The organism is Pseudomonas putida group bacterium ESBL64 (assembly GCF_045277175.1).
GTDB classification, from domain to species: domain Bacteria; phylum Pseudomonadota; class Gammaproteobacteria; order Pseudomonadales; family Pseudomonadaceae; genus Aquipseudomonas; species Aquipseudomonas alloputida.
Window position 1 is genome coordinate 1,720,725 of record NZ_CP145799.1, and the last position, 22,237, is coordinate 1,742,961.

Here is a 22,237-nt window from a genome sequence, read left to right on the forward strand (position 1 = left end):
CTTAGCCTGCGCCCATTATCCAAACAAGGGTTCAAACATGAGTGTGGAATGCTTTGTCACCGGCGGCAGCGGCTTTGTGGGGCAACATTTGCTGGCCGCTCTTACTGCGCAAGGGCACAAGACCTGGGTGCTGATGCGCAGCCCCGGTAACATCGAACGCCTCAAGGAGCAGGTAGGCCAACTGGGGGGTAACCCGGAGTATCTCCATGCCGTTGAAGGCGATATCAGCCAGGAGGGGCTTGGCCTCAGCGAAGCAGACAAAGAACGCGTCACTTCGGCCGCTGTATTTTTCCATCTCGCGGCGGCATTTTCCTGGGGGCTGACACCGGAGCGCGCCCGCACAGTCAATGTCCAAGGTGCTCTGAGCGTGGCCAGGCTTGCGGCCAGCCAGCGCATCCGATTGCTCATGGTAGGCGGCTTCATGCTGCAAAACCTCAACCACCTTGCCCGTATCGGGGTTGATATTCAGTGCCCTGAAAACACAAACTGGCCCGCGGTCTACGCCCGTGTAGGCGGCTACGAAGGCAGCAAACTCGAGTCCCATTTTGCAGTCATCCGCTATATGCAAGACGCGGATGCGGATTACACGATTGTTCACCCTGCTACGGTGTGCGGCCACAGCGAGAACGGGCATATCCTGGACGGACAACCGCTTGCCGAACTCATTCGCAATCTGGCACAAGGCCGGTTCAAAGCTGTTCCCGGTTCCGCCAGTCACTGGTTGCCATTGGTCAGCGTCGATTATCTGGTGAACATGATAACTTGCGTGGCGTTCGACCCCGCCATGGCCAACCGGCAAGTGCTGGCGCTGTATGAGCGAACACCAAACTTGCAGGGAATGCTTGTGCAGATCGCAGACACGCTAAAGGTCAAGGCACCCCGCCGCCATGTACCCATAGGGTTGCTCAGGTCGATATTGACAATTCCGGGACTGGCGACCCGCTTGGCGATCAGCGCCGAGTCATTGAACTTTATTCAGACACAGCGCTTCGACATGGGAAACAGCAGGCAATTGGAGCGCAAGTACGCGTTTACCCATCCCGACATGACGCAGGCCTTGGAAAACACGGTGCGCTATGTCAGCGACTACTTGATGAAAAAGTCCAAAAGAGAAGGCGCTGGCCAGCGAGGATAACGGGCCAGGCCGATGAAGCCTCCCTGCCGGATTGCTGGAAGTCTGGAGACGCAGAGGTTTCATGCACGGTGTCTTCGCTGATGACAATAGGTCGCCGCTTGACCTCCGGCGCTGCGCGCCTGGCCGCTATTTCGAGGCAGCCATAAAGCCCGCAGCAGGCGCACCTTCAGCGGCGACCCGTCGGGCCCGGCCAACGCCCCACGCCAGTGCCCTGGTCATCGACTCGCCAGGGCGAGAATCGAAGGCCTCTTCAAGGATAGCCATGCCACCAGGGGCATACACCCCGATGAACATCTGCGTTTTGCCTGTCCGCGACAGTCGCGTCTGAACATCAATGTATGTCCCATCGTCGAGCGTCTCGTCGTGAGTTCGGTGATGAAGCGTCGGGTCAGCCCAGGCCCAGAAAACATCACCGCGTATTCTCATGAGGCGCTCCTACGACTTTAGTTGTAGTCAGGTGGTTTATTGCCACCATAGCGAACGTGCAGTTTTACGCAAATTCGTCTGACTCATCTGTGAGCTGAATCGGACAATCGGCTATTCAGCAGCCCCGCCAAAGACTCAACGCTTGTCGTGAAACTCGGGCGGCCAAGCGCTGAAGAACCACATGACTCCTGGCGTCAATACATAGATCCAGTGCTGGCCAGGGTAGATGAAGATGCCGACAGCCCAGATGGCGAGTAAGGTTCCGCCCGCTCGCCTACGCCGCCTCGGCGTGAACCATTCCTGAAACGCCTTGTGCCTCTCCCGCAGTTTCATTACCACCCTCCCTGTTTGGTAAGCGGCGAAGCATATCACCTCTAATTCAACGATAACGCGTTCCCGGCAAGGGCGGCGCCTGCACGCAAGAACCACGAAATGACCGAACAACAGCACGACGAGCGCAAGCTGGACCGGGTCTTCCGCCAACATCTACGGGCTCAAGCAGCTGCGCTCAGTGTTTGACTAGACATCAATGGCCCCCAGCACGCCGGCCCTGATCGCGCAGGACCGCGACTCAAGGTTGGCCAAGCGGTTTCGGAACTCCATGCCAAAAGTTACCGAACTCGTGGCTTTTGTGGACTCATAAAGAAAAACCCCGCAGACGTTAAGCTGCGGGGCTTTCGAATGGTGGAGGCCGAGGTCGGAATCGAACCGGCGTAGACGGATTTGCAATCCGGTATAGACCTGCTATTTTACTGCATGAAACTGCTCAACTTCCTGTATTCATTGAGTTTCGCCTAATTTTCCTGCGTCTTGATTCATCATGGTTTGGGACATTCGATGTCCCAGATTTGTCCCACGCCTCAAGATCCCCCTGTGGCGTTCTGCCGACCACTTCCTTTCCTTTATATGGCTACGAGCTGCCCGTCGGGCCGCCAGCACCTTCATCGGCGACGAACTCCATCGGAAACACACCCCAAACCTGAGAGGCGGCAGCCACGCAGCCCCCGACGGCCCCGCTGCGCGAGCACGAATGGAAAAAGGAATTCGTGAAAGCGCAGCTGGCCCACAAGAAAGCGGGGCGTTTCCGATGCTCACAACAAGGCGGCATACCTGCGCCAGCACTAAACAATGATGCAGCGGTACGCCAATTATTTGGTCGCCCTAGGCCAAGGAAGGTCAGCCGAAATGCGCCAAGACCCTGCGTGCTGCCAGGGGTTAGGCCAAACCTTACGTCAACTGGGGATAGGTTGGATGCGGAATGACTTGAACATTGGCAACCAACAGGATGCCAGTGTTGCCACCATCTACCCCCGCGTTGCTCCAGCCAACGGCGTAAGCCTCGTGAATGAACCAATCCCTCACTCTCTGGCTGAAATTAACAGCCTTCGGATTGTCGGAATCTTGGTTGTACAGATTCAAAACTCGTTCGGCAGGAACGAACATTGTAGGGTTGCCGATGGTCACACTTTGCGGCGTAGGGAAATCGAAGGGTCTACCCATTTTCAGGTCCTCATGTGCTGGAGATGAATTGTGCTCAGGCCGGTCACAGGGCAGGACTTGTGCCAGCCTGAGCGTGACGACACACTTGCCTCCAGCTACCACTCACCCTCCCGACTTGCCATTGCCGTGCCAGCATAGGATCACGAAGAATGACTCGCGCGCTCCATTCCCCCAAAGTCTAATTTACTAGCATGACCGCATCATGCTCTGTCTCGCATTGCTGCCCAGCTATTCGGGCAAGGTCATAAGCTTGCGCCAGTTCTCTATTCGTAGCGACAGACCGGTCGAGCAATTCGGAGAGCACCATCGCGGCACGGGTGGCTGCCTCGCCTCGGGCGACAGCGGCGGTATCCGTGCCGGAGCAACTGACGGCGGCAGCGAGGTGGGAGGCGTCATTGCGCAGCCGCTGGCCAGCAGCATCGGCGCCAGCAGCGCCAGCATCAGCAATCGTTCTTTCTTCATGCCCCTTGACCCTCGCCTCTTGTTGTGCATCTGCGATCCGGTGTTCTTCGGTTCTGGCCTGGGCGGCGGCGCGCCGGTCGCGCTCGGCGACCTCCAGGCGGTAGTCGGACAGTTCAGTTCGTGCCTCGGCTGTCTCGCCCTGGGCGACCACCACCCGGTACTGCTGGCCACCAGCGACCAGCACAAGCGCGATCAACCACCAGCACCATTCCGGTACCGCGCCGAGCCAGTTCATGCCAGCGCTCCGCCGAGTTCCACCCAGCGCCCGAGCAGCTTGTCCAAGCGGTGCGGGTTCTGCCCGTAGGTGTTGCCCGGGAAGCTGGCCCAGATGTTCGAGCACTTGGCGATTGCCTGCTGAATGCGGCCAGCCTTTATGTCGTCCAGGGCCTTACGTTCCCGGATCTGCTGCAACGCGATGCGGTCCTGATTCTCTGGCGTAAATCCGCCCGCCAGGCGCAGGCTGGTCCGGTATGCGTCCCAGTAACGCTCGAGCAACTGGTACCGGCCAGCAGCGGTGCTGGTAACCGGCTTACCGTTGATGGGGAATGTCAGCTTACGCCGTGGGTGATCCGCATAGCCATGGAATAGGCTGCCGCCGTACAGCACGTTGTAGCCGTCGTCGCTAGCCTAGATGGTCGAGGTGCCTTCGGAAAAGGCGATCAGGTCCAGAAACCGGAGCACGTTTGCGCCTCCGGCCTGGGATTCGGTGAGTCTGGCCATGGTCATTTCCTATAGACAAAAAGAAGCCCGCATAGCGGGCTGAAGGTGCCGGTCGAGGTGAGGCCCTAGGCCGGCAGCTCTAATTGTTCTTGCGAGCAAATAGGCCTTCCTCTATACAGCATGATGGCTTGGTGCTATGAACAACATTCCTACAGATGAGGGATCGCTATGAGTGACTGGTTTGTAATGGCTACCGCGCGGAACTGGGTAGCAGCAGTTGTTCACCAAGGGCGGCGCGTCATGGATTTGCAGGCTGAGGATCTGAAACTCGACACAGATCCTGAGGTGTTTTTTGCTAAAGCCAGAGTGAAACAGATGAACCCCGATTTCACTCACATCGAGGATCATTTGTTCGTCGCCACCGTCCACAAGTCAGTCGAGTGGATAGTTGAAGCTCACAAGAGAAACCTTCTTGAGCCTGAGTTAACTGCGCCCTTCCTTGTGGCAGCGGATAAAGCTCGAACTGTTAGAAACATTCGTGAGCACTATGTGGAATATCTCAACGGCGGCGGAAAGCAGAAGAAAGAAAATGTGGTTGTTATCAATCTTGATGACGGTGAGTCGACCGCCTCGATTGACGCATCGTCAGTCTTCATTTCACCGGAAGGGCGCTTGATTGGCGGCAGGCTTAACGTCCAGGCCTTGATGCATCAGGCAGAGGCTCTTCATCCACAGCTCTTCGCGCAGCAGGAAGCAATCGCCAAGCGTGATGCACAACTCAGATAGTTGTCGGGGGTCTGCTGCCGATAAGGCAGCAAGACTCCTCGCTTGCCTAGCTAAGCTACATTGCTACCCAAGCGCCAGCTGTCCATTTCCACCACCCAACAGTCCCGGTCTGGAGGAAAAGGAACCCCTCTGGAGCACTGGTGATCGCTGTCCTGGTAGCAATAGGTCCAACATTAGGAATGGAACTGTTAACCGCTGTGCCCTTCAGTCCCAGGGATACATCCTGCATCACCGTCTGAATTGCCTTGGTTCCGTCCGTGACAGTGATCACCTGGCCCGGAATGAACTGCGAGCTCGACACCTCGGCAGCCGAATAGCACAGGTCGACCGGGAACTCAGCCGATGAGTGCGTGGCCACCAGGTATAGATCCGACGTGGCGTGCGAGACGCGAAAGTTCGAATAGCTACCATCGAAGCGCGATGCAATCGAGTTTATGGCAATCGTGTTGCCTCGCGTCAGGGTGGTGGTCGATCCGCCGTTCACCAGATACCCGGAAGCTGGACCATCCGGGCGGTTGAAGATTGCCGAGAACGGCCCTGCCGCCTGGAAATGAACCTCCGTACCGGCCGGGATCTTGACCGAGTACGGGTAGAACTGGCGCAGGTAGATGTTCGGTGTCTGAACCACAGTCAGTGGCTTGCCAAGGCTGTGTCTGAGACCAGAAAGGCCGAAAGATCCATCAATGCCGATGGCGCCGCGGCGAGCCTTGTTGACCTTGAGCTTGTCGCGGGGAAGTCCGTACTCATCCAGGATGGCATCGCACACGATCTGCGAGATCATGCGGGTGGCAGGAGCCTGGTAGTGCACGTTGTCCGACCAGAAGTAGTAGCTGGGCGTGTTGGCGAACAGGTTGTAAAGAGTGACGAACCGGACGCCGTAGAAGTCGCACAGCCGCTTAAGGCTGCTGTTCCACGCCACAGCCTTCAGGCGGTTTGCCTCGGTTCCATGGTATGGAATCGACTGCACAATCGGCCTGATACCGCCGACAAGCAATCGCTCGATCTGGAGCCGCATATAATCCAGGTACTGCTCACGACTGAAGCCCTGGGCGATATCGTTGGTGCCCCAAGCCAGAACCATCACCTGCGGCTGGAAGGTCGTGATGGCGTTCTCCAGGCCGTTCCAGCCGAACTGGGCAGTCTCACCAGGCGAACCATCGCCCCGTACCCGGCCTTCTGCGTAGTAGACGTATTCGCGCAGCTTCATCTCGACGTTTGCAGGAGTGGAGCCTTCGCCCAGCGCCGTGACGCGATTCGCGCTGGCATCGCAAAACGCTGTGTTCGAATCCCCCCAGAATGCGATCACTGGCCCTACGCGCCAGAAATACGAAGCGTCGAACTTCTGGAACGCCTCTTGCGGGAACAGAATCCCCTCCATGATCTGATCGTGGGCCATAGCCGGGTCGCCACCTACTTCCATTGCACGTACAAATCCACGCGTCTCCATGTCCTTGCCTTTGGACGTGACGGTCGTGGAAATTGGATAAACGCCCGCGTTGATATCAAACGCCCAGGCTGTGTTGATTCCAGCATTCAAGTTGCCCGCCTGGTCAGCGGTTCCCGTGCCAGTTGCGCCTGAATCACGAGCGTTGGGAACAAGCTTCAGGGACAGCTCCTGGCGAAGGTAAGCGTCACCCACTGGAACGAAGCTACCGCCCTCCGTGGTCCAGTTTCCGGTTGTGGTGTAGGGAAGGTTGAGGACGGGGCTTGCCCGGTAAAATTCACCGTCTTTCCGGAAAATCTGGTTATAAGCGGTCAGATTGATGCCAGCGGCATAGTCGCCCATGAACTGGTATGCGCTATCAGCCATGAACTGATCAAACGCTGCCTTACGGTCATCCTGAGCTGCATCAAACAGCTGCTCCATGCCTGCGAAGGACTTCCTTGTCACGCCCAGCCTGTCGATCCAGGTCGGCGCGATCCCATTGGTTGCGAGGTCCAGATTTCCTGCGTTGTCATATAGATCGAATGGACTGCTGGAACCGTCCGGCTCAACTGGGTTTCCGGTGTTGTATCGCATATTTTCTCCGGGCATGAAAAAGCCCGCACAAGGCGGGCATGCTCGATAAGGTCCGGTCAGGCCGGTGGTAATTGGTCGTCGTAGGTGTAAACCCGGGCGTCGTAGGGCATGCCCTTCATCGCCGTATTGCCGTTGGCTGGGTCGGAACTGGTGATCAGTACGGGGTAGGCCCAGCGCGAGGCCGGTCCGAACAGGATGTGAGGCGGCTCAAGAGGGCCATCCACTTCTGGGGTGAAGTCGAGCGCATCGACGCGGACCGTGTACGGATCCACCTGCGTGGCAGTCCATGGCCCGGATAAGGTGCCGTCCAGCTTGCGCACACCGATCCGGTGCTCGCCGCCGGCGCTGAAGTCCAGCGGCTCCGATGAGGTCAGCAGCGTTCCCGAGCCGGTGACTTCGAAGTCCAGTAGGATGGCGCTCTGGCACCGCTTTGGAGCGTCATCCGCAACGGCCGCAAAGCTCAGGTAGCCGCTGTTGCTGCCGTCCATCTCGGTTTCCCAGGTGTAGATGTCGGTACGGAACTTCTGGTGGCCACGCCGGCGCATGCCGATACGCCAGGCCCGGGTCTCATCGCTGATGCCCGGCATCTTTATCTTCTCGACCTTGGTGCCAAGGTCCCCTGGCCAACGGCACTCGACCGTTTCCCAGGCCCACGTTTCTCGGGAGAAGTACTCAACATCCACGCCGTCGAAGTCGTTGATCGACGGCATGGCGCCGCTGATCTTGAGCATCTTGGTCATGTTCTGTGGCGAGTAGGTTTGCGTCTTCGGGCCGTAGGTCACGTCGAATGCGGCCCTGGCACTATCCCGAACCGGGCGCAGCAGGCCTCGGAAGGTCACCAGCTCGCCAAACCCGCACGCCAGCGCGTTGTTGATCATGTCCTTGACGGTGATCGTCGAATCCAGCGTTTCGTCGTAGGTGTCGCCGCGGGCCACGCAGGTGTTGTGGAAGGCCTGCCACTCAGGCAGATCCAGGTCTTCGTCCGTGTATCCGCGCTGCTTCAGCTGGTATATGCACCAAGGCACAATGTCGCGGCTTGGCCCGGTACCACCCTCCATCAGTGGCAGGATTCGGGTGGCCTCGACGCTGACCTGGCTTTCCGACTGCGCTGATAGCCGGTCACCACCCCGGATATTGCAGGTCATCACAGTGAGGCCTGGATAGCTGGTGGGCGAGTTCTGGAGGCGACCACGCAGGTCCGTCCATGTGGCGTCATCTCGCGCCTCATCGTTGATCCGTCCTGGCCTGTCTACGTAAAGCTTCCTGATCCTCCCTTCTGGACGCATAGGGTACGGGGCCGTCGTCCTGTTCGTGAATCCCTGAGCGTCAAGCGATCCGCCCCAATGCTCCTTCTCGATTACCGTCCATTCACCAGCTGTATTCATGTCCCTGTACTCGAAGGCATGGTAAGCAGGGATCTCATAGATTTGCCCTTCTCGCCCGATTCCGCACAGACCGTTCGCATAGGTAACTGTCCATTCGATATCGGTTACCAGTTCTCCCTCTGGGCACAGTGCAAACGGCCCGCGGTAGCCGCCCTGCAGGTTCGAAGCATCCAGCGTGATGAGGCCATTCACCGTCTGCATGGCGTTAAAGCCAGGCCAGCCCGTGTCGGTCGAGCCGGACGAGGTCAGGCGCTCAACCTCGAGCAGGCTCGTGCTGAAGGCCGTGATCCGGTACCGCAGGCCGCGCGGGCCGATGGTGGCAAGGCCCTGACCCAACGCAAGACCCACCACAGGGGAGCCTCCGTCATAGTCCAGCGTCATTTCTGCTGGCTGCTCGGGAATGGCGCTCGTCGTTGCCGTGCCGGTTGACCCGATCGGAGACGATCCCAGAATGGTGGACGCGCCGGTAGCCGTGATGGCCTGACCAGCAAACGGGGTCAGCTCGACGAAGCGCAATAGACCACTGCTCTGCTGTGCCTGGAATGGCGTACCGCTGAGCAGGGTATTCAGAGCAGACACCAGACCGGTGAGGTCGGTCGTTGCCGTGTTGAGCGTGATCGGATACGTGGACGCGCCGCGGACCAGGCTGAAGCTCAGCGGCGTGACGTCGAAGTCGTACCTGCTGGGCGCGGCTGATCCGGTCAGCGTCGACGCAGTGCCGGGGTTGGCTGGCACGCCAGGGCTGTATGGCGTGTAGCTGTTGACCACGTATAGGCCAGCGTTCGCCCCGGCCACCTCGATGAGCATTCCTGCCGTGGGATTCAGCATTTCCAGCGGGCCACGGATGATGTCGCGCCCGGCGCCACCGTCGATCACCGTGTAGGTGTACGGTGCAAGCACGCGGATGATGATCCCGTTCGACCAGTCGGCCGGGAACTGGCCGGATCCGGACGGCACGCTGATCGTATCGTCAACGAACTGGTACGCCGAAGCGACTGCAGACCTGGTGAGGTCGGTGGCCATGGTCAGTTCAAGGCCGGCCGAGCCGCTGGAGCTTGCCCCTACCTCAGGAACGTTGAACCAGTTGATGTGGGCTGGGTCGCCCGACAGATCAGCGCCTGGCGGGTAAATCGTGAACGTTGCATCGGATCCCAGTGAAATCAGCGGGGTTTCGCCAACCTTGACCTTGGCCAGCGGTACCTCGTACTCGCCTTCGCCGATGTACAGCAGCATTTCCACGCGCTGGTCACGCGGCGCAACGTGTGCCCTGCGTGGCTGGGTCAGATACGACGGATAGACCCTTTGGTGCCCTGCGATCTGGCGCACCGGCTCCCCCAGCTTGACCTTGTTGCCCTTGGCGCTGGCCTCGGTCAGGGGGTCGCCCTGCTGAGTACCTGCGCTGGATGGCATGCCGGGCATCTTGGGCATGATCGACTTGAGCACCGCCTTGGCGCCTTTGAACAGCGCGAAGGTGATGGAGAATGGGTCGGTGCCCTTCGGCTCGCGGTAGATCTGCAGCAAGTCGGCAGGCTTGAACTTCACCTTGTGCCACAGGTGCTGCTCGATCACCTCATCGTTCAGCACCACGCTGATTGGCGGGCTTTCGCGGCGCTCATAGGATACAGCCTGACACTTCAGCCACTCCTCGATGGACATGCGGCGATCAGTCTTCCAGGTGCCGAGCGGCGCCGTGTCACTCAGCTTGTTCGGGTAGAACTCGATCACGGTAATAGACCACCTTGGGATGAGCGGCTTCGAACTCGCCGGTTGTCCGGAGGCAGGCGCCGCCGGGGTTTGTGTCCAGCACCTTCATCCGGCCTTCGCTTTCCACGACCACGCCGACGTGCAGGCACAGCGCGCCGCGAAACACGGCGGCGATCGCGCCAGGCTCCGGGGCGCACTCCTCCATGTCCTGGCGCAGGTCGTGATAGGCCTCGGTGTTGGCCCTGAGCTTGTTCTTGCCCACTGCGCCCAGGCTGGGCAGCAGCGGCAGGCCGAACACCTCATGGCGCACCGCGATGCACAGCCCCCAGCAGTCGAAGGCAATAGGCCCCCGTGCACCCTCGCAATACGGGGCGCGCATGAATTTCTCGATCATGGTTAGAGGTACTTCAGGCCAGGGGCTTTTGTCGCGGTGAGGAACTCACGCATGCCGTTGGTATTGAGTAGATCCATAAAGCCGCAAGTCAGCTTGGCGATGCCGTCTTCATACTCCCGGCTGAGCAGGGTCATCCGATATCGCTCTTGCGGAAACGAAAGATCTTCGGCGAGATAGCGCCGGATGGTGATGATGAAGCGCTCGTCGTCCTCCTTTGCCTCCTCAACTACTTCCTGCACCTCTCCAGTGACGTTATCCATCCCGAGCACAATGTTCTGGAACGCACTGTTGTCGCTCTTCGGTAGGCCTAGGTCCATCGCCATAGCGATGAAGGTCAACGTGCGACCGTCCTCAGTGGTGCATACTCGATCTTCCCAGCCAGCGCAGTAGCAGTGCGAGACCGTACCGCCCTCCTCCCGCGCCTCGATGGTGTCGACCAACTCGCCTCTGCCCGAGGCGTAGCACTCCTCGATCAGGCTCATGCTTCGGGCCACTCCTTATTCATGGCGAGGTCGATCACGTTCTTGTTCAGCCAGTACTGAGGGAACTGCTCCCATCCTTCGGGAATGAGCTGCCGCTGCTTGAGCTCCGCACTGATGGAGTATCTCCAGCGCGAGACCTGAGTGAGCTCTGTTCGCCCATATATCCCTACGAAATGAACCTGGTACTTGGCGAATCCAGCAGGAAGCTGGAGAGGCATTTCGAACCACTCCAGACCGTCATTCAGCGTCCTTGCATACCAGGCTTCAAAGAAGCCCGCCTCATCCTCATCGAAGACAAAGTTGAATGTCAGTGTCGAAGGAACGTAACTGTGCACCTTTCGGTATCGGCGCCGCCCGGTGACCATTCGCGTTGAGCGCATTGGGTCAACCGTGTCGTAGCCATACCCATCCTGCAGCGGAAGTGGCAATTCTGCCGGGTATTGAATCATTGCCATTCCTCGTTGAGGCGTACCTTAGATAGCAATGTGCTGGCTATCTGTCCTATGCTCGACCCCCTCCGCTTCCCGGGCGTGAGGGCCCAGCAAGGGAGGTGGGGTTTCTAGGTAAATAAGGAGCTAGACATGATCGGACGACACAATGTCGCCAGAGACGAACTGGAGCGGTTCAAGTCGCACTTGAATGATTACGCCAACACCCCAGTCACTGATGAGATGAGCAAGGCGCACCTGAATGCGGCCCTTGGTCGGCTTGGATCGACCATAAACATCATCCTGATGGACTTGCAGCAGCTGAACGAGGAGAGCCCGGCTAACCGAAAGTCTGAGTGACAGGATGGCCAGGCGTTAGGCTAATGCTCGGCGCCTGGCTACCAGGGCTACATCGTCGCGTACATCACTGGTTGGCTGCGCAGATTTCCTTGCGCGGATCAGAACCATGCCTTCGCCAGGAACCTTGATCTCCTCCTCATGCGTGTCGAGCGAGCCCAAGGTCCATGCATTCTTGAATGCCGAGGCCCATTCGCCGCCATCGCGCTTAACCTGAACCTCCACCTCTGAAGTCGCAGGGCGAATCGCCCCATCGCGCGTGATTGTCGCCAAGCCGCACTGAAAGCACACGCCAAGCTCAAAATCAGCTAGGTCGACCAGTTCACCGAGGGTGATCTCGATCCAATCTTCATCCAAGAGGAATGACTTAGCCCGGCCAGCCGGGAATTTGGATTCTGCAACTGCTTGTTGTTCCATGTGAATCTCCTGATTTGTTGGTTAGCCGCCTGGGCGCCTCCACCCATAAGCACCTTCCCCGGCATCCACTACGTTGCCGTAACCTGAAGCGAGCTGCCCAGCGACCTCTTGAACAGCTCGGCCAGTTGCCTCCCGGATAACAAACTCAAGGTCTCCGTTAGGCATGCGTCGTTGCTCCACCTGCGCAGTGGTGTGGTTCTGGATGTAGATGTTCTGCTGAATACCGGATGCCCCTGACGAACCCGGCTGCGTGGAAGCGACGGAGCCACCACCACCGGCCACCGATACCCGCTCATTCGAGTTGATCGCCTCCAGCAGCGCCCGGTTACGCTTGGTCGCTGCGGCGTTTACCACGAACTCGCCGTCACTCAGCCTGGCCATGATGCTGTCGGAGGTGCCGGTACCGGCTCCGGACACGTATCCGCCCGTGGCGAATCCCGGGATTACAGCCAAGCTGGATGCCAGAGCAGTGGTCGATGTCAGCGCTGCAGCCGCGGGCACGGAGTTGGCGCCCAGCGTTGCCAGGGATGCCATCGCCGCCGCCGGCGCCCAGGCGGTGGCCGTGGTTCCAGCCAAGATCATGCTCTGACTGGCTGCAGCCGTACCTAGGGTGGCGTTCAGCGCAGCATTCAGCGCCATCTGCACGCCCATCTTCACGAAGCCCGCGAGGATGTCGCGCACCACGTTACCGGCGATGTCACCCAGGTTGCTGAACGACAACTGCCCATCCATGATCGCGTCGGTGATGTCGGTGGAGATGTTGTTGAACGCGCTGGAGAAGATGTACTCCGTCTGCCCGGCGATATCCCGCGCCTGGTTGCCGAAGTTCTGCACCGCCGCTGTCCACCCGTTGATCGGGTTGAGCATGGCCTGGTCCATCTGCGCCCACCCGGCCTGCATCGCTGCAAGCTGCTGGGGCAGGAACTCGTTGATGGCGTCGATCTGCCCTTGGAGCGCCTGCCGCTGCTTCTCGTCCGTGGCGTTGGCCAATTCCGTCTGAAGCTGCAGCAGGCGGTCGTTGGTCTGCATCTCCAGGTTGAGCCGCTGCTGCATGCGGGAGGCCTGCAGGTCACCCATTCCGATGCTGGCTGCGTCAAGCGCATATTGGTCGCGCTCGTTGGCCAGCTGCTTCTGCAACTGTGCGCGGTACTGCTCCACGGCCGTGAGGCCCTGGGCGCCCTTGAGCGCTGCCGCATAGTTGATCGAAGCCTGCGCCAGCGCCTTGCTGTATTCCTCCTGCGTGATCTTGCCCTTGGTCAGGGCCAGGTCGAGCTGGCCCTGCTCCTTGGTGAGTGCCCGTGCGGCCTGGGCTGCAGGGTCGTACTGGCCGTAAAGTCGAGCGAAGGTGTTTTCGGCCTCGGCCACGCCTCGGTTGACGTTCTTCGGCGCGTTCTTCTTCGCCTCGCGGGTCTTGATGTCCGCGATTTCCTGCTCGATGTTCTTCCTGGACTGTGCGTACTTCGCTTCTTCCGCTGCGGTGAAGACACCCGCGGCTACTGCCTTGGCGCGCGCCTTGTCGAGGTCGGTCAGCTCCTTGTTTAGGCGCTGGGTTTGAGTCATCGAGCTTTTGTAGGTGCTATCTAGTGCATCGAGACCCTTGCGCCCTTCCTCTTGGATGCGACGCCGCTTCTCTTCATCCTCCAAGGTTTTCGCATTGGCCTGCTGGATGCCTTGACGCTGCTTGAGCTCAGCCTGAAGGCTGGCGATACGATCACGGGCATCGTTGTCTTCGTAAGCGGTGTCCAGCGTGCTTTGCAGATAGGCGATCTTTTGCTGCAGCTGGGTGATGGCCTTGCCTTCACTCTCGACGCTTTTCCGGCCGATGCTTGCAAAGGCATCAAGGACCTCGTTGGTGGCATCCTTGATGTTTAGCCATCCACGCTCAATGCTTCCAAGATTTTCGCGGATCTTCGAGGTTCTCTGCCCCATTGCCTCAGCATATGTGCGCTCTGCCAAGTCAGCTGCGCCAACTGCATTGCCCTGGTCCGACAAGGCCTTGATCTGGGCGTACACCGAAGCGGTCAAGAACCGGTACTTCTCGTCGAGCTCAACAATACCGGCGACCGGATCCTTGCCGAGCTTGATGAACTCAGCCACTGTCTCTTCGACAGCCTTGCCGGTAACTCGCTGCATCTCAACAGCGGTCGTGGTGATCAGCTTCAAGTTGCCGGTGGTGTTCGTGCCGGCAGCGGTCAATTGCGCCAGAGCTCCTGCTGCCTGGCCAAATGTGCCCGAAACCTGGTCTGCCGACTCAGCCAAGCTGATCAGCTGCGCTTCTGATGCCTTGGAGAAGTTACCGGTTAGGATCAGGCTGTTGCGCAGAGCGTCGGACTGCTCAGAGCCTTTGTAGTAGGCCACGGCCAATGCGCCTGCAGCCGCGGCCGCCACAGTGAACGGATTTACCAGGCCGACTATGTAGCCGCCCAAGGCCTTTGCTGCAGGCGCAATCCCGCCGAACATATCCTTGAGCTGGCCGCCCTGCTGCAGGAACACGGTCAGTGGGGCCTGCCCACCCTGTAGGCTGACGGCAATGTCGGTGAACTGTGCCGGCACTCCCCGTAACGCAGCTTGGTATGCCCTAGCCGACATTCCCGCCTTATTCATGCCCTCAGCGGATTCTCCAAGACCCTGGCGAAGGGTGTTGATGCGCTGGTTGTACTCGTCGAAAGTTTCAGCGTCGAGAAATTTGCTGCCCTTGAACTTGGCCAGCTTCTCCTGCATGTCGTCCAGGCGGCCGAGCGCTGCTACGGCTGGGTTGATCTGACCCAGCAGCTGAGATAGCTCTTTGCGCTGATCATCGAGGCTGCTGCTCACACCATCGACCGATGATACTGCCGAGTCGCCGGCGCGCTCCATGCGTTCGAGGGAGCTGCTCAGGTCATCCGCATTGCGCTTTGCGCCCCGCGAGTCGATCGTTACCGCCAGACGGGATTCCTGCGCCATACCTTTCTCCGGGCATAAAAAAACCCGCACAAGGCGGGCAATTTGTGAATCGATACTTCAGTTATACGCTTCGTAGCACTCTCGGTACGCGGCGTTCTGGAACTCAGATATTGCGGTGGCCCGCTCCTTCGAATCCTCAAAAACGCGAACCTTGTAGGCCTTAAGCACCATCGCATCAGAGAATTTACTTTGGTCGCCTACAGATGCCATGGCATCCTCCAGAAGCTCTCCATCCTGGCGGGCCTCCATTGCCTTCGCGGCCATAGCCGATATTTTTTTGCAGCTCTCGACCCCGCTCGCAGCCAGGGCCGGCAAAGGCAGGCAGACAAGGGTGGCGATCAGTAGCGTTCGATTCATGGCTTCCTCCCTAAAGATGGCCAGAATCTACCATAACGACGGACCCATCAGCGCCTTTTAGGCCTGCCCTCTGACCCTGCCTGAGCTTTTTCCTGCTGCTCGTCCCACCGCCGGCGGAACTCGTCGTCCAAGGCGAAGATGGCGGCATCGAACTCTTCGCGGCATATCACTGAGGGGTATCGGTCGAGGTATTCGGCAATGGCCGCCGGCGCAATCGGGGCCGGGGCTCCCATCATGCCGACGTACTGCCGGGACCGACCGATGTGGCCGTAGGCCTCAAGGATCTCGGCAACCACGTCGTCGATCTCTGGCGGCTCCTGGGCCTTGAGGCCGAGGCGCTCATGCTTCCAGCGCTTCTTCTCGTTCTCAGGACCGGCCCAGTCCCTACCCCAGCGATATGCCGCTACTGCTTTTCCGCAGTGGCCTGGGCCTGCTCCTCAATGCGCTTGGCGATGTCGAGGCCGGTGCGCAGGGCCAGGAAGTAGATGCTTGGCATCTGCTCGATCAGCGACTTGCACAGCTGCGGGGTGTACTTGGCTGGCTCGCCTGGACGCTCTTCGACATCGATACCCTGCCAGTCCTTGATCAGGTGCTTGGTGGCCAGGTCGATGAACAGATCGTCGTCGGTTTCGAGCTCAACATCGGGGATGGAGTCGATGGTAAAGCCAGCGGTGCCTACGCCTGCCTGCTGGTTCAGCGCGGCGAGGTGCCGGCGGATCACGGCTTGGTGCGACTTGTAGATCGGGTTGGCGATGGATGCGACCAGAATGGCGGCCGTGTCCGGCCCCTTCTCGCATTTCACCGCCAGGCCGCCCGGGCCGACCTTAAAGTGCACCCAGCGCTCGCCGTTGATGTCCAGCTCTGGCTTTCTCGCAATGGTGATGCCCATGGTATTCCTCTGCGGTAAAAGGCCCGACGCACACCGCAGGGCGCGCCGGGCAAAGGTTTAAGCGGTTACGGTTACAGCGCAGGTATCGGTCTTGGTGCCGCCTGCGACGCTGGTGGCCGTGATGGTGGCGGTGCCGACTGCCAGAGCGGTGACCAGGCCGGTCTCGCTCACGCTGGCGATGGTCGGGGCGGAACTGGTCCAGGTGACTTGCTGGCTGGCACCGTCCGGGGTGACCACGACTTCGAGGTCACCGGTATCACCCACTTCCAGGCTCAGGGTGGCCGGTGTGACATCCACGGCAGCCACGACGATCGGAGCCGGCAGGCGGGTGATGGTCGGGGCGACACGGCGAGCGGTGTAGTTCAGTTCGACCTGGATGATGTCGGTCGAGCCGCCATCCGGCCAGTCGGCGGTCACTTCCATCTCGGGGATCAGGAAGCGATACCCGCCGTCAGCGTTGCCGATGGTGAATTCCAAGCTGATCGCGTCATTACCCTTCTGGGCCTTCCACAGCTCGTAGGCCATCTTCGACCAGCTGATGGTGATCGCGCCGGACGGGGTGAAGGTGGTGGCAATGATGTTGCCCGGGTACGGGTTGCCGTTGCCGATGCAGCGCTGGGTCTGGACCGCGTTGTCGAACTGCAGGTTGAAGCTGTCGACGCAGGCGTTGTCTTCCCCCACCTGGACGCCGTTGATCTTCAGGCCGCTGATGTCCTTGAAGCTGAAGCGGCGCTGGCTGGTCTCGGGCTGGGCGTTGACGATGAACGACGTGTTGTCGCCCTTGTCATCCCAGGCGCGCGCGGCCATGGTCGTGGTAACCGTGACCTCGTTGTCGCCTGGGAAATCGAAGTTCATGGTCGCGATTTGCACGCCGCGGGCAATGGCCGATACGCCAATATCCGTCGCGTAGGAGGCGATTGAGAAGGTGATTCGGTCGTCACCCATGGTCAGCGAGTTGGCCGCCCAGGCTTTGCCGAAGCAGGAGGCCATGAACTCGTCCAGCGCGCCGTACCGCCACTTGGTCTCGATGTCTCCGCCCACATCCACGGTGGTCTGGGCTGTGCCCTGCGACATGCGGGTGAAGCCGATTTCGTTGTTTTCTTCCGAGTTGAAGGTCGGCATCAGGCCGTTGCTGATTCGGGTCAGCACGTTCCAGTCGCCGGCCGAGGTCACCCCGGGGGTTACTTCTTTGATCCAGGCCAGCTGGACCTTGGCTCCGCTCGACATGCGGTTTCTCCTATCGATAGGCGTAAAAAAACCGCCATGGGGCGGTGGATGTTCTGACTCTGTAGGTCGCGTACCATGCGAACTTTCAAGAGCCGGCAGGGATAACCATGATCGACCAAGACACAAACACTCTATGGACAATAGGTCTTAATGCAGCGTCGGCCATAGCGGCCGCTGCATCTGCTTTCGGGGCTTTCTGGACAATACGAAAAAACAGCCTGAACCTGCGCGAAGAAAGAAAGGCGTCCGACGAAGTCAGAGAGAATGAGAGGCTGTTGAACCACGCCACAACAACTCTTGAGCGAGCATTTTCCGCCTTGATGGGCGGCAATATTGCCTTGTCATTTCCACCATCGGACAGGCTCGCATGGTTAACTGCTGCTCGCCTAATCACTGAGTATCAAAACACCAAGGTCAGGATTTCCTCATCTCAGCTACTTCAAGAGTGCGAAAGCCATGAAGAGCACTGGCGGCATCAGTTTTACCTAAAGCTGAATGAGATAACGCGGCAGTCTCAGGACTACTACGCCACCGGAAGCATTCAAAAGTCATCTGCAGTAATAGTGCATGCTTTTTCTGACTGGCCAGAAGGAAAGGTCGACACAATTCCCGGAAATCACCACGAAGCCATCGAGACCCACGGCGTTAGGCCATGGTGGCTTGGTTTGCGCCACTATCTTGGAGTCCTGGGCCATCCTGATCAATAGGCCCGGTATGGCACCCGGACGTTGACCTGGTACCAGCCGCTACCTTCGTCGCCGACGACCTGCGGGGATGCCTCGACGAAGTCAAACGGGCCTTCCGGGGCGCTGTAGTACTGGAACTGGGCTACCAGCGTGTCGACTGCCCGGGTGATGGCCAGGGTGCCGCTGTAGCTCGGCACGAACAGCTGAATGATGACGATGCCGGTCTGACGCACACATGGGCCGAAACCGACCTCTGGCGTGCTGCTCAAGCCAGGAACATCAGCCAGCCGAGCCCAAATGGCGCGGCCAGCCGGATTGAATGGTTTTGGCGGATTCGGGTAATCGACAGCGTCTGCGGGAATTCCCGCCCACTGCTGCATGCGCCCGATGACAATGGCACGGATCTGTTCGAAGGTCATGAGTAAGCCTGCGATACGCCGTTGAACGACACTGCATAGATACCGCCCGGCGCCTGGGTCGAATGACCATCCTCAAGCTTTTCGGCATAAGGCAAGTTTGTCTGGATGTAAATGACAGTGAAGGGCTCCAGGCCTGAAAGCTGCCGTTGCCCTTCTGCGATTGTTTCTGCTCCGACCTTGTCAATTTTGGTCGTCTGCGTGTAAACGGGACTGCCAATGCTGACAATGTGGCTTCCCCTGAATCTCCCGCCGGAATAACCAGGGGGCGGAGGGCTTTTCCATAGATCAGGGTTACCGACCGGAGAGCGCAACACGATCTCGCCAAGCATTGCCATTGCTATCGCCCTAGAGCGCTGAGTCAGTGCATCCTCCACCACACCAGCAAATGCGCTTGGTGGTGTGCTCCAACCTCTTCCCCTGGCCATGGTCACTTCCTCAGTTGGATCTCGTAGTGGGCCTTGGCCGGGTCGATGCCTGGGCTGACGATGCGGTATTTCACAGGCTCGCCCGTGATCAGGTCGTTGGCGGTGATTTCGTGGCCGACTGCCGGTTTGTCGGTGACCTCGCTGGCCAAACAGATCAACAGCACATCGCCCACCAGGATGTTCAGTCCGTCAACGCGCCGACTGTCGTAGCTGTCGAGCACGCCGCGCCCGGTGTAGGTCACTGGCTGGGCTGTAGTGGTTTCGGTAACCGGATCAAAGACGCCCGGCCCCATGTAGGTGCCGGTGATTGTGGACACAGCATCAGCCAGATCGTCGTCGAATGCCTCGGCCAGGTCGGCCTGGATGTCTTCACGGAGACCCATGCCCTACCCCCTCGACACGCGGAACGCGAATGGATTGCTGCGCCAGGGCGTGAGCAGGGCCAGCGCCAGTTGCACACACGCAGGTTGGGCTGCCGCGCTGGTCTTGTCGATCGATCCGAAGGTCTTGCTGGTCGATACCGAACCGGCCTTGACGGTTTTCGCCTCAAGCGACCCTTCGGTATGCTGCTCGTACAACTTCCCTTGAGACGCGCACTTGGCCAGCCTAGCGCCAGCCTCTTTCACGTCGCCAGGGATGTCGTCCATGTCGACGCCGACCAGGTTTAGCGCTGTCAGGTAGGCGTTTGCCTCAAACACGGCCTCGTCCTTGAGGTCGTCAGCTGCCCAGCCAGCCCCGAGGATGCTATCCACGTCGGCCACGGTGATGTAGGTAGCCATCAGGCCTCCGCTGTAATGAGTGGGGCCGATGCCCCTGTGTTACTTGGCGAGTTCGTCGACCTGCTTCTGCAGAGACTCTTTCGAGGCGTTGGCGCGATAGGTCACCCCGGCCTCTGTCAGCTTGGCTTTCAGCTGCTCCACCTCTGGGTCACTGGCCGCAGCCTGCTTCAAGGCAGCGATTTCAGCGCGGAGATGCTCGTTCTCCTCCTGCAACTTGCCGGCCTTCTCGACCTCGCCATCGCGCTCGCTTTGCAGGCTGGCGATGCCGGCATTGACCGCTTCCAGCACCTGGAACAGGCGGCCGGCTGTTTCGCCAAGCTCACCCTCTGGGCGCTCCAGGCTCTGCACTGCGAACGATTCAACCATTACGCCAATGGCGGCCAGCTCAGCAGTCAGTTGATCGACCACGTCCTGGCTCAGCCCGCCAGCCCCGACAACCACGGCCTTCAGTTCGGGGCGAATGGTCACCTCAGGCACGTCTTTGGCCTCGCCCTTGCGACTGGTAGCAGCGTTGGCATCAACGATTACCAAGCCGGCTTCCTTAGCCAGTGCCTTCACGTTCTCCTGATACTGGTGGAACGGTCCCGCCAAGTACCAGATGTTGTTCTTGCTCATGCTCACACCCTCAGCGGGCCAAGCCATAGGCCCAGCCCGCCATCAGGGTTACTTGGAGGCGTCACCGATCAGAGCAACACCAGCGGTGTGCTTGATGCTGGTAGCGGTCTTGTCCCAGTTGGTGCCGGTGGCCAGCTCGGCATCAGTCGGAGACTTGCCGCCGGCGGTCACATCCCAGGTGTAGCCCTTGAGGCCCAGGCCGAAGGTGTAGTCGGTCTGCAGCGTGGTTTCGATCCGCTCTTTGCCGTTGTTGGTCTGGACGTTGCTGATGATGTCTCGGCCGTCGTGCACCAGAGCCGCGCCCTGGACCAGAGACAGGATGATCTCCTTGTCCGGGGTGCCGTCCTGCATCAGCGCCGGGGCATCGGTCACAACCGAGACCTTGCCCAGGATATCGATCACGCGGACGTTGCCGGCCTGGAACAGTTGCTGCTGGTTGGCCAGGTTCTGACCGACTAGCTTGTGGTAGGTGGTGCCTTGCATTACCTGGGTGACCAGGTTCTGGCTCGCATCACCGAACTTCGCGTGAGCGTTGTTCAGTCCGGCGTAGGTGATGCCTGCGGTGGCCGAGACATCGTTGACGGCAGCGGCCTGGGCTGTGATCGCAGCCACGAGGGCGGCGATGGCGGTGTTCAGTTGGTCCTTCAGCAGGATCTCTGCGAACGCCCGGGATGCGACCTCGATGCCTTGGGCGGTCGGGCGCTCCAACCAGGTCATCTGCGAGGGCTCGTAGCGGATCGGGCCGAAACCACCAGCAACCTTGACCGAAGTGTTTTTCAGCTCGGTCAAGTCGGTGATCGGCGCGGCGCCGTTGGCAGCGTAGCGATCAACGCGGCGCTGGGCAGCGGCCAGGGTCTGGAAGAACGACTCCTGCAGGAAGTCGCCGGTGAAGCCGTCCGGGGACAGCACGATGGCGCCGCGGCTGGCGGCGTTGAACGCAACGAGCATCTGATCCAGCGTCTCGATGGTCGCCGGCATGATGTATTCGTTGAAAACCTGCATTTGCGACAGGGACATGGGTGTATTTCCTTATTTCAGTGGAAGGTCTGGGAACCGGCTGGCCAGTGCCGCCGTGCGTTCCTCTTTGGTGCCGCCGATGTTGCCTCTTGCGGCCCCGCCGCCTTTTCCAGCACCCCCGGCCCCGCCGCCAGATGCTTTGCTGCCAGCGATCAGCGGACCGAAGGCCGGATCGTTGGTGAATTCTGCTTTCAGCTCATCGAGCGTTGCCGCCGAGAGCTTCCCGGCGGCGTCCAGCACGACAACGGTGGGTCTACCGTCGCGTTGCTCGACGCTCAGCCGGCGTTCGATGTGGGGAAGCAATGCCTTGGCGCTGCCTGGAACAGCCAAGGTGGTCGCGATCTCGGTCGCGGTGCGCCCTACGGTCAGATCCCGGATCTGGCCTTGCAGGGTGCTGTTGGTGCTTTCGAGTTGGGCGGTCAGCTCAGCCTCACGGCGGGCGAACTTCTCGGACCAGGACTTCTCGAGCCCCTCGACGTCGCCGGCTTTGCGAGCGGCCTCCTCTGCTTCAGTGCGCGCCTTCTCTTCGGCCTCGCGACGGGCCTTCTCGGCTGCCTTCTTCTCACCCAAGAGCTCCTCCACCTTGGCCTTCAGGCCGGTTACGTCCTCCTGCTGAGGCAGGCCATCAATGCCGAGAACGAACTTGCCGTCCTTTTCGACGTACAGGGCCTGGATGGATTCTTCGACGCCTTCGAGGCTGTCCAGCTGGAATTTCAAGGTCATT

Annotated in this window: 25 protein-coding genes and 1 pseudogene; 4 read left to right on the forward strand and 22 right to left on the reverse strand. The window is 59.8% G+C overall.

Annotation, left to right across the window (positions count from 1 at the left end; all coding sequences use genetic code 11):
- Positions 1-37 precede the first annotated feature (37 nt).
- Positions 38-1,135, forward strand: coding sequence for an SDR family oxidoreductase (locus V6093_RS07830; protein ID WP_108078240.1), 1,098 nt, complete (start codon positions 38-40; stop codon positions 1,133-1,135).
- Positions 1,136-1,261: 126 nt separating this feature from the next.
- Here V6093_RS07830 and V6093_RS07835 read toward each other — a convergent pair whose 3' ends face one another.
- The 4 genes and pseudogenes from V6093_RS07835 to V6093_RS07850 form a co-directional block, all read right to left on the reverse strand.
- Complete coding sequence (locus V6093_RS07835; protein WP_012051896.1) at positions 1,262-1,561, reverse strand: hypothetical protein; 300 nt, start codon at positions 1,559-1,561, stop codon at positions 1,262-1,264.
- Between the two features lie 1,227 nt (positions 1,562-2,788).
- Entirely contained in the window at positions 2,789-3,061 is a 273-nt protein-coding gene (locus V6093_RS07840) for a hypothetical protein (protein WP_265977877.1), read from the reverse strand.
- Positions 3,062-3,239: 178 nt separating this feature from the next.
- Entirely contained in the window at positions 3,240-3,758 is a 519-nt protein-coding gene (locus V6093_RS07845) for a DUF2514 domain-containing protein (protein ID WP_265977878.1), read from the reverse strand.
- A pseudogene (locus V6093_RS07850) lies at positions 3,755-4,243 on the reverse strand (glycoside hydrolase). The gene V6093_RS07845 and the pseudogene V6093_RS07850 overlap by 4 nt, the downstream one beginning before the upstream one ends.
- Before the next feature lie 168 nt (positions 4,244-4,411).
- Between V6093_RS07850 and V6093_RS07855 the strand changes: the two are divergent.
- A complete protein-coding gene (locus V6093_RS07855; protein WP_265977879.1) occupies positions 4,412-4,969 on the forward strand; it encodes a hypothetical protein in 558 nt (185 codons plus the stop codon).
- Between the two features lie 55 nt (positions 4,970-5,024).
- Here the strand turns inward: V6093_RS07855 and V6093_RS07860 are convergent, their stop codons facing one another.
- The 5 genes from V6093_RS07860 to V6093_RS07880 are packed head-to-tail and all read right to left on the reverse strand — an operon-like array spanning position 5,025 to position 11,403.
- A complete protein-coding gene (locus V6093_RS07860) occupies positions 5,025-6,989 on the reverse strand; it encodes an SGNH/GDSL hydrolase family protein (protein WP_265977880.1) in 1,965 nt (654 codons plus the stop codon).
- Positions 6,990-7,045: 56 nt separating this feature from the next.
- Positions 7,046-10,099, reverse strand: a complete 3,054-nt coding sequence (locus tag V6093_RS07865) for a host specificity factor TipJ family phage tail protein (RefSeq protein ID WP_265977881.1) — start codon at positions 10,097-10,099, stop codon at positions 7,046-7,048.
- Positions 10,068-10,472, reverse strand: a complete 405-nt coding sequence (locus tag V6093_RS07870; RefSeq protein WP_265977882.1) for a hypothetical protein — start codon at positions 10,470-10,472, stop codon at positions 10,068-10,070. The genes V6093_RS07865 and V6093_RS07870 overlap by 32 nt, the downstream gene beginning before the upstream one ends.
- A 2-nt stretch (positions 10,473-10,474) precedes the next feature.
- Positions 10,475-10,954 carry a DUF1833 family protein gene (locus V6093_RS07875; RefSeq protein WP_265977883.1) on the reverse strand — a complete coding sequence of 160 codons (480 nt, stop codon included), beginning with the start codon at positions 10,952-10,954 and terminating at the stop codon, positions 10,475-10,477.
- Positions 10,951-11,403 (reverse strand): transposase, encoded by a 453-nt coding sequence (locus tag V6093_RS07880; RefSeq protein ID WP_256819165.1) that lies wholly within the window; start codon positions 11,401-11,403, stop codon positions 10,951-10,953. Before V6093_RS07880 ends, V6093_RS07875 begins: the two co-directional genes overlap by 4 nt.
- A gap of 132 nt (positions 11,404-11,535) precedes the next feature.
- Between V6093_RS07880 and V6093_RS07885 the strand changes: the two genes are divergently transcribed.
- The gene (locus V6093_RS07885) at positions 11,536-11,742 is read left to right on the forward strand and encodes a hypothetical protein (RefSeq protein ID WP_265977884.1); all 207 of its coding nucleotides are present in this window, start codon (positions 11,536-11,538) and stop codon (positions 11,740-11,742) included.
- Positions 11,743-11,757: 15 nt separating this feature from the next.
- On the opposite strand, the gene V6093_RS07890 is transcribed toward V6093_RS07885, so the two are convergent.
- The 6 genes from V6093_RS07890 to V6093_RS07915 all read right to left on the reverse strand — a co-directional run bounded on the left by V6093_RS07890 (position 11,758) and on the right by V6093_RS07915 (position 17,572).
- Entirely contained in the window at positions 11,758-12,156 is a 399-nt protein-coding gene (locus tag V6093_RS07890) for a hypothetical protein (RefSeq protein WP_265977885.1), read from the reverse strand.
- Positions 12,157-12,177: 21 nt separating this feature from the next.
- Positions 12,178-15,099: a phage tail tape measure protein gene (locus V6093_RS07895; RefSeq protein WP_265977886.1), complete on the reverse strand. Its 2,922-nt coding sequence runs from the start codon at positions 15,097-15,099 to the stop codon at positions 12,178-12,180.
- Between the two features lie 57 nt (positions 15,100-15,156).
- Entirely contained in the window at positions 15,157-15,456 is a 300-nt protein-coding gene (locus V6093_RS07900) for a hypothetical protein (RefSeq protein WP_265977887.1), read from the reverse strand.
- A gap of 47 nt (positions 15,457-15,503) precedes the next feature.
- Entirely contained in the window at positions 15,504-15,752 is a 249-nt protein-coding gene (locus V6093_RS07905; RefSeq protein WP_265977888.1) for a hypothetical protein, read from the reverse strand.
- A gap of 107 nt (positions 15,753-15,859) precedes the next feature.
- The gene (locus tag V6093_RS07910) at positions 15,860-16,345 is read right to left on the reverse strand and encodes a hypothetical protein (RefSeq protein WP_265977889.1); all 486 of its coding nucleotides are present in this window, start codon (positions 16,343-16,345) and stop codon (positions 15,860-15,862) included.
- 57 nt (positions 16,346-16,402) lie between these two features.
- On the reverse strand, positions 16,403-17,572 hold the full coding sequence (locus V6093_RS07915) for a phage tail tube protein (protein WP_265977890.1): 1,170 nt from the start codon (positions 17,570-17,572) through the stop codon (positions 16,403-16,405).
- 107 nt (positions 17,573-17,679) lie between these two features.
- Here V6093_RS07915 and V6093_RS07920 point away from each other — a divergent pair, with 107 nt between their 5' ends.
- Complete coding sequence (locus tag V6093_RS07920) at positions 17,680-18,279, forward strand: hypothetical protein (RefSeq protein WP_265977891.1); 600 nt, start codon at positions 17,680-17,682, stop codon at positions 18,277-18,279.
- Here V6093_RS07920 and V6093_RS07925 read toward each other — a convergent pair.
- Genes V6093_RS07925 through V6093_RS07955 form a run of 7 tightly spaced genes read right to left on the reverse strand, consistent with a single transcriptional unit; the run spans position 18,273 to position 22,236 of the window.
- Positions 18,273-18,677: a phage tail terminator-like protein gene (locus tag V6093_RS07925; protein ID WP_265977892.1), complete on the reverse strand. Its 405-nt coding sequence runs from the start codon at positions 18,675-18,677 to the stop codon at positions 18,273-18,275. The genes V6093_RS07920 and V6093_RS07925 overlap by 7 nt on opposite strands.
- Positions 18,674-19,102 carry an HK97 gp10 family phage protein gene (locus V6093_RS07930; RefSeq protein WP_265977893.1) on the reverse strand — a complete coding sequence of 143 codons (429 nt, stop codon included), beginning with the start codon at positions 19,100-19,102 and terminating at the stop codon, positions 18,674-18,676. The genes V6093_RS07925 and V6093_RS07930 overlap by 4 nt, the downstream gene beginning before the upstream one ends.
- Before the next feature lie 2 nt (positions 19,103-19,104).
- Entirely contained in the window at positions 19,105-19,485 is a 381-nt protein-coding gene (locus V6093_RS07935; RefSeq protein ID WP_265977894.1) for a glutamate 5-kinase, read from the reverse strand.
- Positions 19,486-19,488: 3 nt separating this feature from the next.
- A complete protein-coding gene (locus V6093_RS07940) occupies positions 19,489-19,881 on the reverse strand; it encodes a protein singed (RefSeq protein ID WP_265977895.1) in 393 nt (130 codons plus the stop codon).
- Between the two features lie 39 nt (positions 19,882-19,920).
- A complete protein-coding gene (locus V6093_RS07945) occupies positions 19,921-20,496 on the reverse strand; it encodes a hypothetical protein (protein WP_265977896.1) in 576 nt (191 codons plus the stop codon).
- Positions 20,497-20,544: 48 nt separating this feature from the next.
- Positions 20,545-21,513, reverse strand: coding sequence for a major capsid protein (locus tag V6093_RS07950; protein ID WP_054881770.1), 969 nt, complete (start codon positions 21,511-21,513; stop codon positions 20,545-20,547).
- 12 nt (positions 21,514-21,525) lie between these two features.
- The gene (locus V6093_RS07955; RefSeq protein WP_265977897.1) at positions 21,526-22,236 is read right to left on the reverse strand and encodes a hypothetical protein; all 711 of its coding nucleotides are present in this window, start codon (positions 22,234-22,236) and stop codon (positions 21,526-21,528) included.
- Between the last annotated feature and the right edge of the window lies 1 nt (position 22,237).

What these genes read in the sequence shown, in the direction of transcription:
- V6093_RS07945 (WP_265977896.1), bottom strand. Translation starts at nt 20,496, where the DNA reads ATGAGCAAGAACAACATCTGGTACTTGGCGGGACCGTTCCACCAGTAT.
- V6093_RS07835 (WP_012051896.1), bottom strand. Translation starts at nt 1,561, where the DNA reads ATGAGAATACGCGGTGATGTTTTCTGGGCCTGGGCTGACCCGACGCTT.
- V6093_RS07870 (WP_265977882.1), bottom strand. Translation starts at nt 10,472, where the DNA reads ATGATCGAGAAATTCATGCGCGCCCCGTATTGCGAGGGTGCACGGGGG.
- V6093_RS07915 (WP_265977890.1), bottom strand. Translation starts at nt 17,572, where the DNA reads ATGTCGAGCGGAGCCAAGGTCCAGCTGGCCTGGATCAAAGAAGTAACC.
- V6093_RS07900 (WP_265977887.1), bottom strand. Translation starts at nt 15,456, where the DNA reads ATGAATCGAACGCTACTGATCGCCACCCTTGTCTGCCTGCCTTTGCCG.
- V6093_RS07860 (WP_265977880.1), bottom strand. Translation starts at nt 6,989, where the DNA reads ATGCGATACAACACCGGAAACCCAGTTGAGCCGGACGGTTCCAGCAGT.
- V6093_RS07880 (WP_256819165.1), bottom strand. Translation starts at nt 11,403, where the DNA reads ATGATTCAATACCCGGCAGAATTGCCACTTCCGCTGCAGGATGGGTAT.
- V6093_RS07890 (WP_265977885.1), bottom strand. Translation starts at nt 12,156, where the DNA reads ATGGAACAACAAGCAGTTGCAGAATCCAAATTCCCGGCTGGCCGGGCT.
- V6093_RS07935 (WP_265977894.1), bottom strand. Translation starts at nt 19,485, where the DNA reads ATGGGTCTCCGTGAAGACATCCAGGCCGACCTGGCCGAGGCATTCGAC.
- V6093_RS07875 (WP_265977883.1), bottom strand. Translation starts at nt 10,954, where the DNA reads ATGAGCCTGATCGAGGAGTGCTACGCCTCGGGCAGAGGCGAGTTGGTC.
- V6093_RS07830 (WP_108078240.1), top strand. Translation starts at nt 38, where the DNA reads ATGAGTGTGGAATGCTTTGTCACCGGCGGCAGCGGCTTTGTGGGGCAA.
- V6093_RS07910 (WP_265977889.1), bottom strand. Translation starts at nt 16,345, where the DNA reads ATGGGCATCACCATTGCGAGAAAGCCAGAGCTGGACATCAACGGCGAG.
- V6093_RS07920 (WP_265977891.1), top strand. Translation starts at nt 17,680, where the DNA reads ATGATCGACCAAGACACAAACACTCTATGGACAATAGGTCTTAATGCA.
- V6093_RS07955 (WP_265977897.1), bottom strand. Translation starts at nt 22,236, where the DNA reads ATGACCTTGAAATTCCAGCTGGACAGCCTCGAAGGCGTCGAAGAATCC.
- V6093_RS07845 (WP_265977878.1), bottom strand. Translation starts at nt 3,758, where the DNA reads ATGAACTGGCTCGGCGCGGTACCGGAATGGTGCTGGTGGTTGATCGCG.
- V6093_RS07895 (WP_265977886.1), bottom strand. Translation starts at nt 15,099, where the DNA reads ATGGCGCAGGAATCCCGTCTGGCGGTAACGATCGACTCGCGGGGCGCA.
- V6093_RS07925 (WP_265977892.1), bottom strand. Translation starts at nt 18,677, where the DNA reads ATGACCTTCGAACAGATCCGTGCCATTGTCATCGGGCGCATGCAGCAG.
- V6093_RS07940 (WP_265977895.1), bottom strand. Translation starts at nt 19,881, where the DNA reads ATGGCTACCTACATCACCGTGGCCGACGTGGATAGCATCCTCGGGGCT.
- V6093_RS07840 (WP_265977877.1), bottom strand. Translation starts at nt 3,061, where the DNA reads ATGGGTAGACCCTTCGATTTCCCTACGCCGCAAAGTGTGACCATCGGC.
- V6093_RS07855 (WP_265977879.1), top strand. Translation starts at nt 4,412, where the DNA reads ATGAGTGACTGGTTTGTAATGGCTACCGCGCGGAACTGGGTAGCAGCA.
- V6093_RS07950 (WP_054881770.1), bottom strand. Translation starts at nt 21,513, where the DNA reads ATGTCCCTGTCGCAAATGCAGGTTTTCAACGAATACATCATGCCGGCG.
- V6093_RS07885 (WP_265977884.1), top strand. Translation starts at nt 11,536, where the DNA reads ATGATCGGACGACACAATGTCGCCAGAGACGAACTGGAGCGGTTCAAG.
- V6093_RS07930 (WP_265977893.1), bottom strand. Translation starts at nt 19,102, where the DNA reads ATGGCCAGGGGAAGAGGTTGGAGCACACCACCAAGCGCATTTGCTGGT.